Annotated in this window: 11 protein-coding genes; 1 reads left to right on the top strand and 10 read right to left on the bottom strand. The window is 64.0% G+C overall.

Annotated elements, in window-relative coordinates; genetic code table 11:
- Positions 1-330: 330 nt before the first annotated feature.
- Positions 331-3,546: a SpaA isopeptide-forming pilin-related protein gene (locus tag ON058_RS04635; protein ID WP_274667870.1), complete on the bottom strand. Its 3,216-nt coding sequence runs from the start codon at positions 3,544-3,546 to the stop codon at positions 331-333.
- A gap of 428 nt (positions 3,547-3,974) precedes the next feature.
- On the opposite strand from ON058_RS04635, the gene ON058_RS04630 reads away from it, so the two are divergent.
- A complete protein-coding gene (locus tag ON058_RS04630; protein ID WP_274667869.1) occupies positions 3,975-6,416 on the top strand; it encodes a LuxR C-terminal-related transcriptional regulator in 2,442 nt (813 codons plus the stop codon).
- Positions 6,417-6,437: 21 nt separating this feature from the next.
- Here ON058_RS04630 and ON058_RS04625 read toward each other — a convergent pair whose 3' ends face one another.
- The 9 genes from ON058_RS04625 to ilvD form a co-directional block, all read right to left on the bottom strand.
- On the bottom strand, positions 6,438-8,252 hold the full coding sequence (locus ON058_RS04625; protein ID WP_274667868.1) for a long-chain fatty acid--CoA ligase: 1,815 nt from the start codon (positions 8,250-8,252) through the stop codon (positions 6,438-6,440).
- A gap of 66 nt (positions 8,253-8,318) precedes the next feature.
- The gene (locus ON058_RS04620) at positions 8,319-8,867 is read right to left on the bottom strand and encodes a hypothetical protein (RefSeq protein WP_274667867.1); all 549 of its coding nucleotides are present in this window, start codon (positions 8,865-8,867) and stop codon (positions 8,319-8,321) included.
- Positions 8,834-9,550: a M50 family metallopeptidase gene (locus ON058_RS04615; protein WP_274667866.1), complete on the bottom strand. Its 717-nt coding sequence runs from the start codon at positions 9,548-9,550 to the stop codon at positions 8,834-8,836. The genes ON058_RS04620 and ON058_RS04615 overlap by 34 nt, the downstream gene beginning before the upstream one ends.
- The gene (locus tag ON058_RS04610; RefSeq protein WP_274667865.1) at positions 9,547-10,656 is read right to left on the bottom strand and encodes a branched-chain amino acid aminotransferase; all 1,110 of its coding nucleotides are present in this window, start codon (positions 10,654-10,656) and stop codon (positions 9,547-9,549) included. The genes ON058_RS04615 and ON058_RS04610 overlap by 4 nt, the downstream gene beginning before the upstream one ends.
- 105 nt (positions 10,657-10,761) lie before the next feature.
- A complete protein-coding gene (locus tag ON058_RS04605) occupies positions 10,762-11,805 on the bottom strand; it encodes a 3-isopropylmalate dehydrogenase (protein WP_274667864.1) in 1,044 nt (347 codons plus the stop codon).
- Positions 11,802-12,830, bottom strand: coding sequence for a ketol-acid reductoisomerase (ilvC, locus tag ON058_RS04600; protein WP_274667863.1), 1,029 nt, complete (start codon positions 12,828-12,830; stop codon positions 11,802-11,804). Before ilvC ends, ON058_RS04605 begins: the two co-directional genes overlap by 4 nt.
- Positions 12,831-12,917: 87 nt before the next feature.
- Positions 12,918-13,436 carry an acetolactate synthase small subunit gene (ilvN, locus tag ON058_RS04595; protein WP_274667862.1) on the bottom strand — a complete coding sequence of 173 codons (519 nt, stop codon included), beginning with the start codon at positions 13,434-13,436 and terminating at the stop codon, positions 12,918-12,920.
- A gap of 4 nt (positions 13,437-13,440) precedes the next feature.
- Positions 13,441-15,270 carry an acetolactate synthase large subunit gene (locus ON058_RS04590; RefSeq protein WP_274667861.1) on the bottom strand — a complete coding sequence of 610 codons (1,830 nt, stop codon included), beginning with the start codon at positions 15,268-15,270 and terminating at the stop codon, positions 13,441-13,443.
- 526 nt (positions 15,271-15,796) lie between these two features.
- A complete protein-coding gene (ilvD, locus tag ON058_RS04585; RefSeq protein WP_274667860.1) occupies positions 15,797-17,494 on the bottom strand; it encodes a dihydroxy-acid dehydratase in 1,698 nt (565 codons plus the stop codon).
- Between the last annotated feature and the right edge of the window lie 21 nt (positions 17,495-17,515).

The raw sequence follows: 17,515 nt of genomic DNA, 5'->3' as shown, positions 1-17,515 counted from the left end.
GGCGCGCATACATGTGAGGCTGTAGGAGCCAGGACGGCTACGGGAGCCAGGGGTGCCGCAGGGCTACACACGCACCTGGACTGGCCAGGTGGGGAGCTTTCTCAGCGGCTCGCTCAGCAGAGCGGTGTTGTCAGCAACAACACATCATGGCGGCACGACAGCACATCATGCCGAGCCCGCGGTGCGGGAGGCGTGACAGGGTGCTAGTCGAGGTAACGCTCATGGAGGGATTTAACCACGGCTACGACGCCGCTATTCCCACTGTCAAGAAAAAACAAGGACGACCACAGCCGGGAGGGTGGCTGTGGTCGTCCAAGGGTCCTGCTAGATCTAGTGACGGCGGCGCAATGCCATCAACCCAAATCCAAGCGCAAGCAGAAGGGTGCTTGCCAGGACCAATCCAGTGGCCTGCACACCGGTGCTGGCCAGCTGGGTTCCCCCCTGATCCGCATCACCGTCAGACTCCGGTGCAGGAGTCTGCGTTTCATGCGGCTGTCCGGGCGTCGGATCAACGCTCGGAACAACTGTGGGCTCCACGGTTGGAACCGGGCTGGGCTCCACACTGGAGCCTCCAGTGGGCTCAGGTGTGGGCTCCTGGCTGGGAGTCGTCGTGGGCTCAACGGGGTCATTGAACAGCGTCACCGGAGCGGAGGTTCCCGTATCCGTGATCGTGGCATACACGGGCGCTGTCGCGAGTGCGTAGCCCTGGGGTGCGACCGTCTCCGTGATCGCGTAACGCCCTGCGGGGATTCCACCCGGCATGGCTGGGTCTTCCGGAATGACAATCGCGCTGTCGGCACCGGCGGCGTCTTCCACCATGAGCTGGCCGTCAACAACGAACGCGTCTTCCGTGATGACCTGGTTGTCAGGGCCGGTCACGGTGAAACGCGCGTCACGGTCCGTGATCCGCACCTCAGGCCGCTCCGAGTCAGCCTTCACCACCATCAGCGGGTAGCCGTCGGAAGGCGTGATGGTGGCTGTTGCAGAGCCGATGCGGTTGACCACGGGGACGTTCTCGGTGAAGTCATCGACAGTCACCTTGAAGTTCACGCCCACGGACGCGCCGGCGGGCAGTGTGGTGCCGGGCATTTGCTCAATCTCAACGGTCGAGTCAGCCGCGTTCCAGGTTGCCGAAACGTTGCCGCCCATGGAAGTAGTCGTGGTGCTGGACACCGTACCTGCGTCGAGGTCGCCATCAGCGACAAACCCCTCAAAGGTCAAGCCTTCGGGGATCACATCCTCCAACGGGATAATCCGCACGCCCGAGTAGTCACCGTGCGGAATCAGGTTCACGCGGTAAATGAAGGTGTCCTGTGCAAGCGATCCATCTGGGGTGAGCTCTACACGCAGGTTGCGTGTCCACTCACCCTGGCCGGAGTACAGAACCTTCTCTACTTCCAGCTCGTCGCCATACGTCGATGCCCGACCAGTGGCTTCCGATACCCACGTGTACGACTCCACGTCATCGGCTTCGACACGCGCCGTGTTGGTGAGGTGAACGGTCTGCTTGCCTTCTACGGGATGGGTGGGTAGCGCAAAGCTGTACTGAAGACGCTTGGTCACCGGAGCGGCCAGGTCAACGCCGCCAGCCACTGCCGAGCCGAACGTGTCCGACAGCGTGAACACCAACGAGTCACCGCTGCGGACCACAGTGAAGTCGTCCCCCGACAGGCCCGAACGTCCGTCATAGGTGCCCACGATCGAGGCTCGGATCGCTTCTAGATCGCTGATGTCGAACACCGTGGTGTCCACCTCATCGATGAAACGCGCCTGGTTCAGGTTCGGCACCGCACCGTTGGCGATGGTGAAGGTGTAGGGCACGTGCGCCGATTCCCCCGGGCGCAACACAAACGAGCCGTCCGTGGTCTTAGCAAACTCCGTGGGGTCGTCAATGACGCTGCCGGGAGGCCTGGGCACCAGCAGCGAGCGTGTGTGCCGTGCGCGGTAGTGGCTCTTGTCGTCGCTGTAGTCGAAGTAGCCGTCGTTGATGATGCGGTACCGCGTCTGCACCTGAGGCAAACCGTCCGGATCGTGGTCCGCAGACAAACCCTGGAACGAATGCCAGGCGGCCTCCGCGGTGACGGACATGTTCGCGGTGACGTCCTGCCCAAAGTTCACCTCGAGCGTCTGACCCGCGTCAGTGAAGCGGTACTGGTTCACGCACACGTCATCACTGAAGTCCGCAGCGGCTTCACAGGTGGCCGATGCTGGGGTCAGGACAAACCCGTTTGCGGAGATCGCGCTCGAGTCCAGGTTCCACACGGCGGCTTGCGGCAGCGTGTCCGTGAGGACGACGTTGCGGGACAACTCGTGGCGGGTGCCCACAAAGTCCGCGAACCGAGTGAGATTGGCGCGCAAGGTGTAGTTCACCACCACGGGAGCGGAAAGCTCGCCTGCATCGGTCACTTCCACCATGACTTGGCTAGCCAGGTTGGAACGCTTCTGGAACGCGGAGCTCAGGCTTGGCGTGGGCTCTGCCGCGATACGCCCGCCAATGGTGGTCTGCACCCGGGCGCTCACGCCCCCAGCGGTGACCTGATTGGCCAGCGGCTGCGTGTAAGAGCCTCCCTTGACAGGGTCGATGGCATCGGCCGCTGCCTGAAGCGCGGCCCGAAGGTCAGCGACACGTTCGGACCGCACATACGCGTTGTATGTGATGTACAGACGCGAGTTCGCAGGCAAATCCAGGTTCGCAAAGGTGACCGAGTCACCCGACACCACAGGAGTACCCAAGGGGAACGGCGCACTGGTCCTGTTGAAGCCATCCGCGTCCCACGTCACGATCGAGCCATAGAACGTGGTGGCGTCGTAGCGCAGGTAGTCACTCAACGTGTCGACCACATCCACGCCGGACCGTGCCTCCACGCTGTCCACCCGCAACGTGTAGGGCACAGGCAAGGTGGTCACTGAAGGAGCGAGCTGCACCTGTCCGGCAGCGTCACGGGTCACCGCAGAGTTGAGCCGATGCGTGCCCACAGACTTCGCAGTCGTGTTGGTCAGCGCGGGGCGTAGCTCGTCGCCAGGCTCCCGCACAATGAGATCCACGCTGACGGTCTGTTCCCCCACCGTCCACGTGACAGTGCGATATCCCGTGCCCGTCGACGGGGCGTCAAACTGGAAGTCAAAAGCGATCACGCCCTGATCGACAGTGCCATCAAGAGGGTTCTGGAACGTCAACACCACGTTGCCGTCACTATCCAACGCCAACGACTCCACAATCGTGTTGCCGCTGGGCACAGTCAGCGCCCCCGCAGGCACGGTGATGCCATCCGGAACCTGCACCGTCACCGAACCGCCCGGCGTTAACTGCGGCACCGAGTACTGCAGGCGGGCAGTGTACGTCTGGCCGGGTTCAACCAGCGCATCGCCGTTGTAGGTCTGGCCCCCGTACTCGATGGACAACGTGACACCAGCGGTCGCGGCCTGCGCAGGAACCGCCTGCAAACCCAGGACCGACAACGCGGCCACCATCAGGGCCGCCACGGCCACACGAACAAGGTGACGAGTTTCCCGCCAGCGGCCTACGGCCGTGTGCGTGGACGTCATGTGAATCTCCCTCAGCGCGGTGCCGGGGGCACCGTCGTTTGCTGTCAAAGGTCAAGCCCCGGGTCCCCCTCCACCCGAGGCTCACCACCTCCCGGCACCCCTCATCGGCCATGTGACCCGTTTCAAGGCAGCACACAGTGACGCCGCTCCCAGGGGCGCACGCATGCGGGAAATGGAGGCTCAAACGCGGTGCGGCCACGCTTGAACTGACGGCAGTACAACACCTGATAGATCCGCAAAAGCCGGGGTTCCACCAGAAATCACCCCCCAGGTTCACCCCATGTGAAACGCCAGGAGGTCAAGCACACAGCCCCCCGTGGGATACGGTCACTGGATACCGACTGCGCTGAGGGAAACTGCGTGGCACCGGTTGCTACGAAGCGCCCTACCGGAAGGGCGGAAGCGGAAGGCCGATGGCAGGTGACGTAATGGCACCCAAACACGCCATGGGGACACACTCCTCATGGGCGTTGCTTGAGCGAGCCACGGAAGTCCGCAGCCTGCGAGACCTCGCCACCATCACCGTTATCGCGGCACTGCCCAGTTGGGGCGCCACCACCTGGATGCGCCAGTGCCAAGCCCGTATCGAATCCCACACGGGAACCAAGACCTGGTGGTTCACCAACAGACGCGGAATCGAAGAAACCATCGCGGACCCCGCGTCCGCGAGCGCTCCGGTCTACTTCATCAGCAAGGTGGAGCTCACCGACGACGACCCACTGTGGGAACAACTCGTCGCCCTCACTCAACTCCCCCACCGTCCCCGCGTAGTCGTCAGATCGCTGGACCTTCCGCCCCCGCTGCCCGTCGACGACGTGCATGTGATGACCGAGGCCGACCTCGCGCTGAGCGCCGTCGAAGTGACGTGCCTCGCGCAACTCAACGAAATCGACGCCCCCGCCACGATGTACGCATCCCTCACCGGACGGTACCGCGGCAACCCCGCACTTGTACGCCGCAGGCTCGAAATGCTGCGCACCGCAGAAGGCTCATCACCCTGGGCAGACCCCGACGTTCGCCTCGACCTGCACCTCGTCACAGAGTTGGCCACCAGGTTCATCGACGTCCAACCCGAACGCCGTGACTCCAGCACCATGATGCAACTGTTGCGCCGCGCCTCCCACCTGAGGCGCGCATCGGCCGAACTGCTGACGGGCGCCCACCACGACCGCACCACCGTGCACGCCAACTTTGAACGCATCCGGATGCTCCCCCTGGGAACTCACGAGGTCGATCCTGAAACAGGCCAATCCGTCATGGAATGGCATCCAGAGGTATGGGAAGCGGTCCAGCGATATCGCAGCCCGGACGCGAACCTTGCAGCACTCCGCGACGGTCTTGCCGCAACCCAAGCCAACGACCACCTGGGTATGCAGGTCTACTACTTGCTGGCACTCGGGCAGGTAGGCCAAGCGGAAAGCCTCATCTGGAAGAATCTGCGCTTCTTCCTCCTGTCGCCGCCAGCCGTCATCATCCAGGCCATCACCGCAGTGCCGTGGGCTCAGCTGCGCCATTTCCCTGCAATGCTGCTCATCGCAGGCGAGTACCGTTCGCGGCAAACCCTCACACCCGCAGTGTCCGAACAGTTCTACCTGGCAGCCTTGTCACAACTGGCCATGCGCCGGCCTCGCTCCCCTTTCGAGAAGCTCCAGGTCGTCACCCGGCAGGTCATGGCTCACATGTCGCTAGGCCAACGCAGCGACACCATGCGCCTGCTAGCCGAGGTCGAGGAGCTCTTGGGCGACAACAGCCACCCCGGGCTCCTGTCGCTCGCCGCGAAGGACGCCACCGTCGCCGAAAACCTCGCCGCAGAGATGTACATCCCCTTCTGGGCAGCCACTCAAGTCGACGACAATATGCAGGCGCTGCTGTTTACGTCCGTCATGCGGTCACATCACAACCCCAACAGCCGCACCGCCATGGCTGACTCCCAGGCCGCGCTGACTCACGAAGTCTTCCTGGGCTACGCACCCGACCATCGCGATGACCTGGGCTCGTCCTTCACCGATGCGCTGGTGGTCCTGGAATGGGGCGATGATGAACGCGCCCTCCACCTCACAGAGTTTTTGGCAGAACGCCGCAAACAAGCGCCGTCCCGGTCAGTGGCGGAAGCTTTTGTCCTCATGATGCACGCGGTGTTGACCCCGGACTCCATGGACCGCCGGCTGCTCCAAGACTCCCTCCAACGCAGCAGCCACTACTGGGCGGACGGGCGGCCCAGCGCCGCGATCTTGGGCGCTACCACCATGGCCACGCTCGCTGTGGGTGACGTGGTGACCGCCTTGCGGCTGATCCGCAGCCGACCGCCTCAGGAGTGGTTCACCCTCACCGCTGAGGCGCTTGTCATGCTGGCGCTCGACCGCGCAGGGGAAGCGATGGAGGCCGTCGAGCAGGTCGACTCGATTTGCACCGCGCCACGTTCCCGCGCCATCGCTGGCGCCATCGCCGCCGTGGCACACCTGCGGATGGATTCCCCGGCCGCAGCGGTGCAACGTCTGGAAGCGACGCTACGCGGCACCTCAGCAGGCTTGCTCCGGGTAGGCCTGAGGTTCGTGACAGCAGAGGACTTCGACGACCTCATGAACTACTTGGACCAATGTTCACCCGAACTGGCCCGAGTACTGTCCGAGGCAGCCACGGACACTCGCCACTGGCACCGCGCAACACTAGCGCCGCTCACACCAGTGGACCGCGAAAACCTCAAGGCCCTCCGCAACGGTGCCACCAACACGGAGATCGCTCAGCAGCGCTTCGTGTCGATCAACACCGTCCGCACTCAGATCCGCCTGCTGCTGCGCAAACTCAAAGCAAGCGACCGGATGCAGGCCGTGGCGTACGCCGAACGGTTAGGCGTTTTCGAGCAGGAGTAGCCCCCTGCTGCGGTGTGCCGCTTACGCGGCGCTCGGAGGGGTGGGCTTGTTCTGCGAGTAGATCGACTCGATCACATCCGCAAAGTGCTCCTGCACCACGGCACGGCGAATCTTCAGCGACGCCGTCATCTCTTCCTTGGCCTCAGAGAACTCGCGCGGAAGGATGCGGTACTCCTTGATGGCCTCTGCGCGCGACACCTTCTCATTGGCCGATGCGATCGCGCGACCAATCAGTTCACGCACCTTCTCGTTAACCGACGCCTCTTCGACGTTCATCTCAGGAAGGTCGTGAGCTGCCAGCCAGTCGGGCAGCAGCACCGGGTCGAGCGTCACCACGGCCGAGACAAAGTGGCGGCCATCGCCTACGACCACGGAGTCCTGAATGGCCGGGTGGGAACGGATGGAGTCTTCAAGGATGGCGGGCTGAATGTTCTTGCCCGACGACAGCACCAGGATTTCCTTCTTGCGACCAGTAATGGTCAGCATGCCGTCCACGATTTCGCCCAGGTCACCCGTGGCGAACCAGCCATCACGCATCACCTGAGCGGTCGCCTCAGGCGCATTCCAGTAGCCGGAGAACAGGCAGATGCCCTTGACGAGGATCTCGCCCTCGTCGTCCACCATGACCGAGTTACCAGCGATGGGGCGGCCTACCGTGCCCATGCGGTTGTCATCCGTGGGGGTGCCACCCACAGCCGACGAGGTCTCCGTCAGGCCGTAGCCCTGCATCACAGTGATGCCCAAGCCACTGAAGTAGTGACCAATCTCAGGGGTGAGCTTGGCGCCGCCCGCTAGCACGTAATCCAGGTTGCCACCCAACAGGCGGCGAATCTTCGACAGCACCAGAGCATCGGCCACCTTGTAGCGGGCCTTCAGGCTCGCACTGACGGAACCGGCCTCCTGCGCGCGGGACACATCACGTGCCACATGCGCGGACCAGCGGAACAGCACCTTGCGCACACCCGACATCGACGTGTCGGCACGGTTGTAGATGGTTTCGAACACGCGCGGCACCAACGGCATCCACGTAGGCTTGAATGCTGCGAGGTCCGCGACCAGCGTCTTGTGGTTCGAGGTGTAGCCAATGACCGAACCAGCACTGAGTGCAAGGATCATCGCGAACCGGGCAAAGATGTGCGACAACGGCAGGAAGAGCAGCACGCGGGTACGGTCCCCCTGAACGAACCCGCCAAACGACGGGTCAGCTTCCACGTTGGCAGCGTGCTCCACCATGTTCCGGTGCGTCAGCATCGCACCCTTGGGGCGGCCCGTGGTGCCCGAGGTATAGATGATGCTCATCAAGTCATCAAGAGTGACGTCTTCTGTGCGTGCAGCAAGGTCCACGTCGCTGACGCCCTGTCCTGCCGCAGCAACTTCATCAAGTCCCTGGGCGGTCAGAGCAATGACCTGCGGCGCGGAGGCAAGCCCGCTGACCATCTCCTGGTTCGCTTCCGACTGGACACCCACCACAGAGATCCCGGCGTCCTCAATGATCCACGCACACTGCGATGCGGAAGACGACGGATAGATCGGGACGGTCACGCCGCCAGCAGCGAGGACAGCAAAGTCCAGGACTGACCACTCCAAGCTGGTGTCAGCCATGAGTCCCACACGGTCGCCCGGCTTCACGCCCTGAACCATCAAACCCTTGGCCACTGCGTTTACCCGGTCGCGGAACTCACCCAGCGACACTGTGAACCACTCACCGGCCGCGTCCTTTGCCTCGGCAAAGGGGGCACTCGGGTTCGCCGATGCGCGCGCCTCAAGCATTGCGGTGAGGTTCATGTGGTCCTCAACGGTCACCAGACCGGGGGACGTCAACTCAAGGGAAGCCATACTCAATCGTAACCTACGGCGCCGTAAGTTACGGTACCGAAGGTCACGTGGTCGCTGTGACCTGAGTCACTGCCGCGACGCGGGCTGCTCAGCGGCTTGAACACCCCGCACCCGTGCGGCGCGTGTGAGGAGGATCAGGTCTCGCAGCACCACGATGCCAGTGACTCCCGCCACCGTGGCGACGAACGCATCGAGGTAGAGGAAAGGCCCACCCCTGACCGCCATCACCCCCTCCTGAGGAAGCATGGACGTCACCTGTGAGACGAGCAGTACGGCCGCCCACCACGTCAGCCCCACCAACGTGACGACTGCAAGCCAGCGGTGCACACCAAGCAACGTCGTTCCACGTGCCGCAGGACGTCGCCTCAACCACCACCCCACAGCGATGCTCACGATACTCGCGGCCATGACGGCCGCCACCACCACGTTGCCCCACACCGGCATCGTCCGCTCAGAAGGCAACACTGATGCCCCGGGCCTATCCCACGTCGAGTAGTTCTCCGGAACCGCAGTCAGCACAAAGCCAGCGACTGCCACCAGAACGAGGCGGAGCCCCAACGACCACAGCCCTACCCGAACTGTCACCACAGCGCGATCTGCGCCACCATCAACCATGTCCCCCACAGTGCACAACCTACTGCGACCAGCCAGAACACCGCTACCCACACCGCGCCGGGAATCCTGGTGAGCGAGGCGAGCGTGTCGGCATCGGACCCACGCCCACCGCCGCGGCGTCGTGTCCGGCTCAGTTCCACCACGGCACGCACGGCACCCAGCAGCAGCAACCACGCCAAGCCGTAGGCCACCGCCACGCGCCACGCGTCAGGGCCAGCCCACGCCAACCACCCCAGGCCCGCAAGCAATGTCGCAACCACGAGGAATCCGTACACATTGCGCATCTGCACCAGCACGACAATCAGCACCATCACCGCGGCCCACAACAGTCCGAACACATAGCCGGCATGGATCACAGCTGCCGCACCAATCCCCACCAATGCAGGTGCGGGATAGCCAGCAAACGCAGTCAATGCCAGCGGCAACCGCCTCGCGGACCCAGCATGTGTTGTCAATCCGGAGGTATCAGCATGCAGCCGGATCCCGCGCACCTTGCGCCCCAGCAGAGTCGCAATGAAGGCGTGCCCCACCTCGTGCACCACAGTGACAACGTGACGCACCACATGCCACAACTGCGGGACCAGCACACACACCACCACCGCGGCAAGCGGCCATAGCGCCGATGCTGGCGTGGCGGCAACCTGCGTCGTCACGTCACCCCAGACGGTGTCGACGATGCTCACCCGACGCGGTGCATCCAGCCGTAGACGTCATCAGCGCGACCGTACTGAACGTCAGTGAGGCGTTCACGAATCGCCATCGTCACCGAACCCGCATCTCCCGTGCCAACGGTCACGTCGAACGACTCTGACGCCAACCGCCCCACTGGAGTGACCACAGCCGCAGTCCCGCAGGCGAAAATCTCCGCGATGTCGCCCGAGTCAATGCCTGCGGTGATCTCCGCGAGCGTGATGTCGCGCTCCACTACCTTCTTGCCGTCGTCTTCCAGCAACTGAATGACGCTCGACCGGGTGATTCCTTCAAGGATGGTGCCCGTCAGGCGGGGAGTCTCGATGGTGCCGTCAGCACGCACCACGAACAGGTTCATGCCACCCAGTTCCTCAAGGAACTTGCCCTCACGGGCATCGAGGAACATCACCTGCTGACATCCGTGAGCATAGGCCTCCTGCTGCGGAAGCAGACTGGCCGCATAGTTGCCACCACACTTCGCGGCACCCGTGCCACCGGGCCCTGCGCGGTGGTAGTCGGTAGCGACCCAAATCGACACGGGCTTCACACCGCCCGGGAAGTACGGCCCAACCGGCGACGCAATGAGCAGGTAGTCCATGACGTGCGCCGGACGGACCCCTAGGAACGCTTCCGAGGCGAACATGAAGGGACGCAAATACAGGCTGGACTCTTCCGAGCCGGGCACCCACTCGCCGTCCACCGCTACCAACGCCTCAATGGACCCAAGGAAGTCCTCGACGGGCAGTTCCGGCATGGCGAGCCGCCTCGCGGACCGGTTGAAGCGCTCGGCGTTCGCGACCGGGCGGAACAGGTGCAGCGACCCGTCTTCCCAGCGGTAGACCTTGAGGCCCTCGAAAATCTCTTGCGCGTAATGCAGCACGGCGGCGGCAGGGTCCAACTGCAGCGGAGCATACGCTTCCACGCGGCGGTCGTTCCAACCCTCGTCTTTGCGCCACTGCATGCGCGCCATGTGGTCGGTGAACTGCACTCCAAAGCGCAGGTCTGCCAACGCTTCCGCCCGTGCCGCGGCGCTTGTGGGCGCTGGGTTGGGGCGGACCTCGAAGGCCCCGGCGTTGGACGTGGTGGCGGTGTCAGTCACTTCAGAGCCTTCCTTAGTTTGTGGTGGTGCGCTGGCAGTCACTGAGTGTCACAAAACGGCTGTTTCGTGCACTCAGTGACTGCCAGAACGCATCAGGGTGCGGTGTTAGCCGCGGATGCGGGCAGCCAGCGCGTCGCCGACTTCCGCTGTGGTGCGCGTCGAGTCACCCTTGGCAGCGGCATCGGCCGCAACGGCCTCTTCCACCCGGGCAGCAAGCTCGGGGTAGCCAAGGAAGTCAAGCATGAGGCCCACCGACAGGACGGTCGCGGACGGATCCGCAATGCCCTTGCCAGCAATGTCCGGAGCAGAACCGTGGACCGGCTCAAACATGGACGGTGCGGTCTTGTCGGGGTTGACGTTGCCAGACGCCGCCAAGCCGATGCCACCGGAGATGGCTGCGGCCTGGTCCGTCAGGATGTCACCGAACAAGTTGTCGGTCACAATCACGTCGAACTTGCCAGGGTTGGTCGTCATGACAATGGTCGCAGCGTCGATGTGCAGGTAGTCCCAGGTCACATCAGGGAACTCCGGCGCGACGGCCTCAACCGTGCGGCGCCACAAGTGGCCCGCGTGCACCAGCACATTGTGCTTGTGGACCAACGTGAGCTGCTTGCGCTCACGCTTGGAGGCCACCTCGAACGCGTAACGAACCACGCGTTCCACGCCGTGACGGGTGTTGACGGAAACCTCGGTCGCGATTTCGTGGGGGGTGTCGACGCGCAGCGCGCCGCCGTTGCCCACATACGGACCTTCGGTGCCTTCACGCACCACCACAAAGTCCACCTCGGTGACATCCCGCAGCGGCGAGACCTCTCCGGGGTACAGACGCGACGGACGCAAGTTCACATACTGGTCCAGGGCAAAGCGCAACGGCAGAAGCACGCCACGCTCCAGGACCCCGGAGGGCACCGAAGGGTCACCGATCGCGCCCAGCAGGATCACATCGTGTTCCTTGATGGCGTCGAGGTCTCCCTCGGTGAGGGTGTCACCGGTGGCGTGCCAGCGGGCTGCCCCCAGGTTGAAGTCGGTGGTCTCGAAGGCGATGTCGGTGCCTTCGGTCGCGGCGGCAAGGCACTTCAGGCCTTCTGCCACGACCTCAGGGCCAATGCCGTCTCCGGCAACAACAGCAAGCTTGTAGGTCTGGCTCATCGGGCAGTCTGACCGTCCACGTAGTCAGTGTCCACATCGTTCTTCCACGAGAACAGCTTGCGCAGTTCGCGGCCGGTCTCCTCGATGGGGTGGCCTTCACCCTTGGCGCGCAGTTCCTTGAACTCCACGCCGCCGTTGTCCTGGTCGTCGATGAAGCGCTTGGCGAAGGCACCGTTCTGAATGTCTGCGAGCACAGCCTTCATGTTTTCCTTCACCTCGGGGGTGATGACGCGGGGGCCGGACACGTAGTCGCCGTACTCGGCGGTGTCGGAGACGGACCAGCGCTGCTTGGTGATGCCGCCTTCCCACATGAGGTCCACGATCAGCTTGAGTTCGTGCAGCACCTCGAAGTAGGCGATCTGAGGCTGGTAGCCGGCCTCGGTCAGCACCTCGAAGCCGTACTGGACCAGCTGCGATGCGCCACCGCAGAGAACTGCCTGCTCACCGAACAGGTCGGTTTCGGTTTCTTCGGTGAAGGTGGTCTTGATGACGCCGGCGCGGGTGCCGCCGATGCCCTTGGCGTAGGACAGTGCGAGTGCCCAGGCGTTGCCGGAGGCGTCCTTCTCAACGGCGACGATGTCGGGGATACCGCGGCCTGCGACGTACTCGCGGCGCACGGTGTGACCGGGAGCCTTGGGGGCAACGAGGATCACGTCGACGCCTTCGGGAGCCTCGATGTAGCCGAAGCGGATGTTGAAGCCGTGCGCGAACGCAAGGGTCTTGCCCTCAGTCAGGTGAGGCAGGATGTCGTCGTTGTAGATGGTGCGCTGGTGCTGGTCGGGCGCCAGGATCATGATGACGTCTGCCCACTGAGCGGCCTCGGCGACGGTGTTGACGGTGAAGCCGTCTTCTTCTGCCTTGGCGGTGGAGTTGGAGCCGGCGCGCAGTGCCACACGCACCTCGACACCCGAGTCGCGCAGGTTCTGAGCGTGCGCGTGTCCCTGGGAGCCGTAGCCGACGATTGCGACCTTCTTGCCCTGGATGAGGGTCAGGTCTGCGTCGTCCTCGTAGAACATTTCAGCCATGCTGGGTTTTCTCCTTCTCTTGAAAGCGTGGTGGGCCGATGCCGGGGTGGCGTCAGGCCCTCACAGTTGAGTAACCGTGTGGTTGCGTTACGCGGTGGCGCGCTCGAAGGCACGCTCGGTGATGGACCGGCCACCACGGCCGATGGCCACGGTTCCGGACTGGACGATTTCGCGGACGTCGTGGGCGCTCAGTGCCGCGAGCAGCGCTTCGAGCTTCTCGGGTGCGCCGACTGCTTCGATGACGAGCGAGTCGGAGGCGACGTCGACGACGTGGGCGCGGAACAGGTCCACGATTTGCAGGACGTCTGCGCGCTGGCGGGCGTCTGCTCGGACCTTGACAAGCAGCAAGTCGCGCTGGACCGACTTCTCGCGTTCCAACTCGACGATCTTGAGAACGTGCACCAGCTTGTTGAGCTGCTTGGTGACCTGTTCGAGCGGCAGTTCGTCTACGTCGACCACCACGGTGATGCGGGAGATCTCGGGGTGCTCCGTCTGACCCACCGCGAGCGAGTGGATGTTGAATGCCCGGCGCGAGAACAGACCGGCGACGCGTGCGAGCACGCCGGGCTTGTTCTCTACGAGGACGGAAAGAGTGTGCCTAGTCATGGTCTTATTCCTCCTCGCCGCGGTCCCACTCGGGGGCAATGCCGCGTGCGTACTGAATCTCGTCGTTTGACGTTCCGGCTGCGACCATCGGCCACACCATGGCGTCGCGCGACACCGTGAAGTCCACGACCACTGGCTGGTCGTTGATCTCCATGGCGCGCTTGATCGTGGCGTCCACGTCGGCATCGGACTCGCAACGCAGGCCCACGCAACCCATCGCATCGGCCAGCTTTACGAAGTCCGGGATACGGGCGGTGCCGTGCCCGGTGTGCAGGTCCGTGTTGGAGTAGCGCTGGTTGTAGAACAGCGTCTGCCACTGGCGCACCATGCCCAGTGACGAGTTGTTGATGATCGCCACCTTGATGGGGATCTCGTTGATGGCGCAGGTCACGAGTTCCTGGTTGGTCATCTGGAAGCATCCGTCACCGTCGATGGACCACACGGTGCGGTCCGGTTCGCCCACCTTGGCTCCCATCGCGGCAGGCACGGAGAAGCCCATGGTGCCCAGTCCGCCCGAGTTGATCCACGTGTTGGGACGTTCGTACTTGATGAACTGGCTGGCCCACATCTGGTGCTGACCCACGCCGGACGTGAAGATGGTGTCCGGGCCGGAGATTTCTCCCAGGCGCTGAATCACGTGCTGGGGGGCGCTCAGGTCGTCGTCCGTGGGGACGTAGCCCAGGCCGTAGGTGTTGCGCCAGTCGTCGAGCTGCGCCCACCAGGCTTCGAGGTCCGGCTTGCCGTGCTTGCGGTGTTCTTCTTCCAGTGCTGGCACCAGAGCTTCGAACACGTCTTTGAGGTCACCCACGATGGGCACGTCGACGGCGCGGTTCTTGCCGATCTCCGCGGGGTCAATGTCTGCGTGCACGATGGTGGCGTTCGGGGCAAACGATTCGAGCTTGCCGGTGACACGGTCGTCAAAGCGTGCACCCAATGCCACGACCAGGTCTGCCTTCTGCAGGGCCGCCACGGCAGCGACGGTGCCGTGCATGCCGGGCATGCCCAGGTGCTGCGGGTGCGAGTCGGGCAGTGCGCCACGGGCCATCAAGGTAGTGGTGACGGCAGCGCCGGACAGGTCGGTGAGCTTGCGCAGTCCGGCCGATGCTCCGGAACGGATCACACCACCACCCACGTAGAGCACGGGGCGGCGGGAGGTGGCGAGCAGGCGCGCGGCTTCCTGAACGGTCTTGGCGTGCGGGCGGGCGCCCGAGTTGAAGCCAGGCAGTTCGATCCGTTCGGGCCACTGGAAGGTCATGGGCGACTGCTGCGCGGACTTCGCGATGTCGACGAGCACGGGGCCGGGGCGTCCGTGGGTCGCAATGTAGAACGCCTCGGCGATGGCCTTGGGGATCTCGTTGGGGTCCGTCACCAGCACGTTGTGCTTGGTGATGGGGGCGGTGATGCCCACGATGTCCGCTTCCTGGAAGGCATCCGTGCCGATCATGGCGGCACCCACCTGGCCGGTGATGGCCACCATGGGGATGGAGTCCATGTTGGCATCCGCGATGGGGGTCACCAGGTTGGTGGCACCGGGTCCGGAGGTGGCGATGCAGACGCCGGGCTTGCCGGTGGCGTGTGCGTAGCCCTGGGCGGCGTGGCCGGCACCCTGCTCGTGGCGCACCAGGATGTGGCGCAGGCGCTGCGAGTCCATGAGGGGGTCGTAGGTGGGAAGGATGGCCCCGCCGGGCAAACCGAAGACGTCGGTTGCGCCCGCGCACTCTAGCGACTTGATGATCGCCTGAGCGCCCGTCATCTCTTGGCCATTGGTGGCCTGTGCGAGGGCTTGAGGCTGCGGTGCTAACGCAGAAGGCTTAGGGGCCTTGACCTGTGCCATCTTCTCTCCCGTTGAGTCGATCGGTGGTGAGGCAGTTCTTCTGTCCGCCTCCTTCATGGAAAAACCCCGAGGCCTGGTGGCTGTCGGGGTCTGCGCGCGGACGTTGCCTGGGTGGGGACTTAAGCGTCCGCGCGCCAGATAACTAGAAGGATCGCCTGCATGTTGAAGACTCTACGCCCGCCTGGGACAGGATGTCACCATCTGGACAAAGAATCTCACATTGTGGTTCACGGTCTTATATATTGAGACGCGCACTCCCCGTTTCCTGCAGCCGTAGAGACTCGGCGGGATCTGGCGCAATGAGCGCTCCTAGCCGTAGGTTACCGACGCATTCCTCACCTGACCAGGACCGATGTGCGACTCAGGTTGGCTACGGAACGTAAGCCAAGCATCGGCCTGACTCGGGCCATGTCCGGAGGAAGGCGCACCCCCACCCCACACGCAACAGCGCCCCTGGCCGCAGAAAATCTACGGCCAGGGGCGCTGAGGCAACGATTCACCGCCGTGTATCTACGGCCTGGGGAGATTAGCTGAGCACCGCACCCTTAGACGCGGAACCCACGAGCTTCTGGTACTTGCCCAGAACGCCCCTGGTGTAGCGAGGCGCGATGGGCTCCCACCCGTCGCGGCGTGCCGCCATCTCTTCGTCGGAGACGTGAAGTTCGAGCGAACCATCGGCAACGTTCAGGGTGATCTTGTCCCCGTCACGCACGAACGCGATGGGGCCAGCGTCGACGGCCTCGGGGGCGATGTGTCCCACACACAGGCCGGTGGTGCCTCCGGAGAAACGACCGTCCGTGACAAGCAGGACGTCCTTCCCCAGTCCCGCACCCTTAATGGCTGCGGTGATCGCAAGCATTTCGCGCATGCCGGGGCCGCCCTTGGGCCCTTCGTAGCGGATCACCACGCAGTCGCCGGCCTGAATGGTGCCGTCCTCGAGCGCGTCCAGTGCGGCGCGCTCACGGTCGAACACACGTGCGGTGGCCTCAAACACGGAGTCATCGAAGCCAGCGGACTTCACGACCGCACCTTCAGGGGCAAGCGAGCCCTTGAGGATGGTGATGCCACCGGTCTTGTGGATGGGGTTGTTGAGCTGGCGGACCACACGGCCGTCGATCGTGGCGGGCTTGAGCTCCGCCATGTTCTCCGCAAGAGTCTTACCGGTCACGGTCATGACGTCGCCGTGCATGAGGCCCGCTTCCAGCAGGGTGTTCATCACGGCGGGGACGCCGCCCACGCGGTCCACGTCGTTCATCACGAACTGACCAAAGGGCTTGAGGTCTCCCAGATGCGGGGTGCGGTCTGCGACGCGGGCAAAGTCGTCGAGGGTGAGGTCCACCTCGGCCTCGTTCGCAATGGCCAGCAAGTGCAGGACCGCATTGGTCGAGCCGCCGAAGGCCATGACCACGGCGATGGCGTTTTCGAACGCTTCCTTGGTCATGATGTCGCGGGCAGTGATTCCCTTGCGCAGCATGTTGACGACGGCTTCGCCGGACTTGTGGGCGTAGTAGTCGCGGCGACGGTCGGGGCTGGGCGGGGACGCGGAACCGGGAATGGACATGCCGAGCGCTTCGCCCACGGAAGCCATGGTGTTGGCGGTGTACATGCCGCCGCACGCACCTTCACCGGGGCAGATCGCCTTCTCGATGGCCAGGCGGTCCTCTTCCGACATGAGACCGCGAGCGCAAGCGCCAACGGCTTCGAAGGCGTCGATGATGGTGACGTCCTTCTCGGTGCCGTCACTCAGCTTCACGTGGCCGGGCATGATCGAGCCTGCGTAGAGGAAGACCGATGCGAGGTCGAGTCGCGCGGCGGCCATGAGCATGCCGGGCAGGGACTTGTCGCAGCCGGCGAGGAGGACGGAGCCGTCGAGGCGTTCGGCCATCATGACGGTTTCGACGGAGTCGGCGATGAGGTCGCGCGAGACGAGCGAGAAGTGCATGCCCTCGTGGCCCATGGAGATGCCGTCGGAGACGGAGATGGTGCCGAACTCGAGCGGGTAACCGCCGCCTGCGTGGACGCCTTCCTTGGAGCCTTGTGCCAGGCGCTGGAGCGACAGGTTGCAGGGCGTGATTTCGTTCCAGGAGGAGGCGATGCCGATTTGGGGCTTCGCGAAGTCTTCGTCGCCCAGACCTACGGCACGGAGCATGCCGCGCGACGCGGTTGCTTCGAGTCCGTCGGTGACCTGGCGTGAGCGTGGCTTGATGTCTGGCGTCTGCGTCATAGTGGCGAGTCTAGAACTTGC

Origin of the sequence: Demequina sp. B12 (assembly GCF_028823635.1) — a bacterium.
GTDB lineage: Bacteria > Actinomycetota > Actinomycetes > Actinomycetales > Demequinaceae > Demequina.
This window is presented reverse-complemented; position numbering and strand designations above follow the sequence as displayed.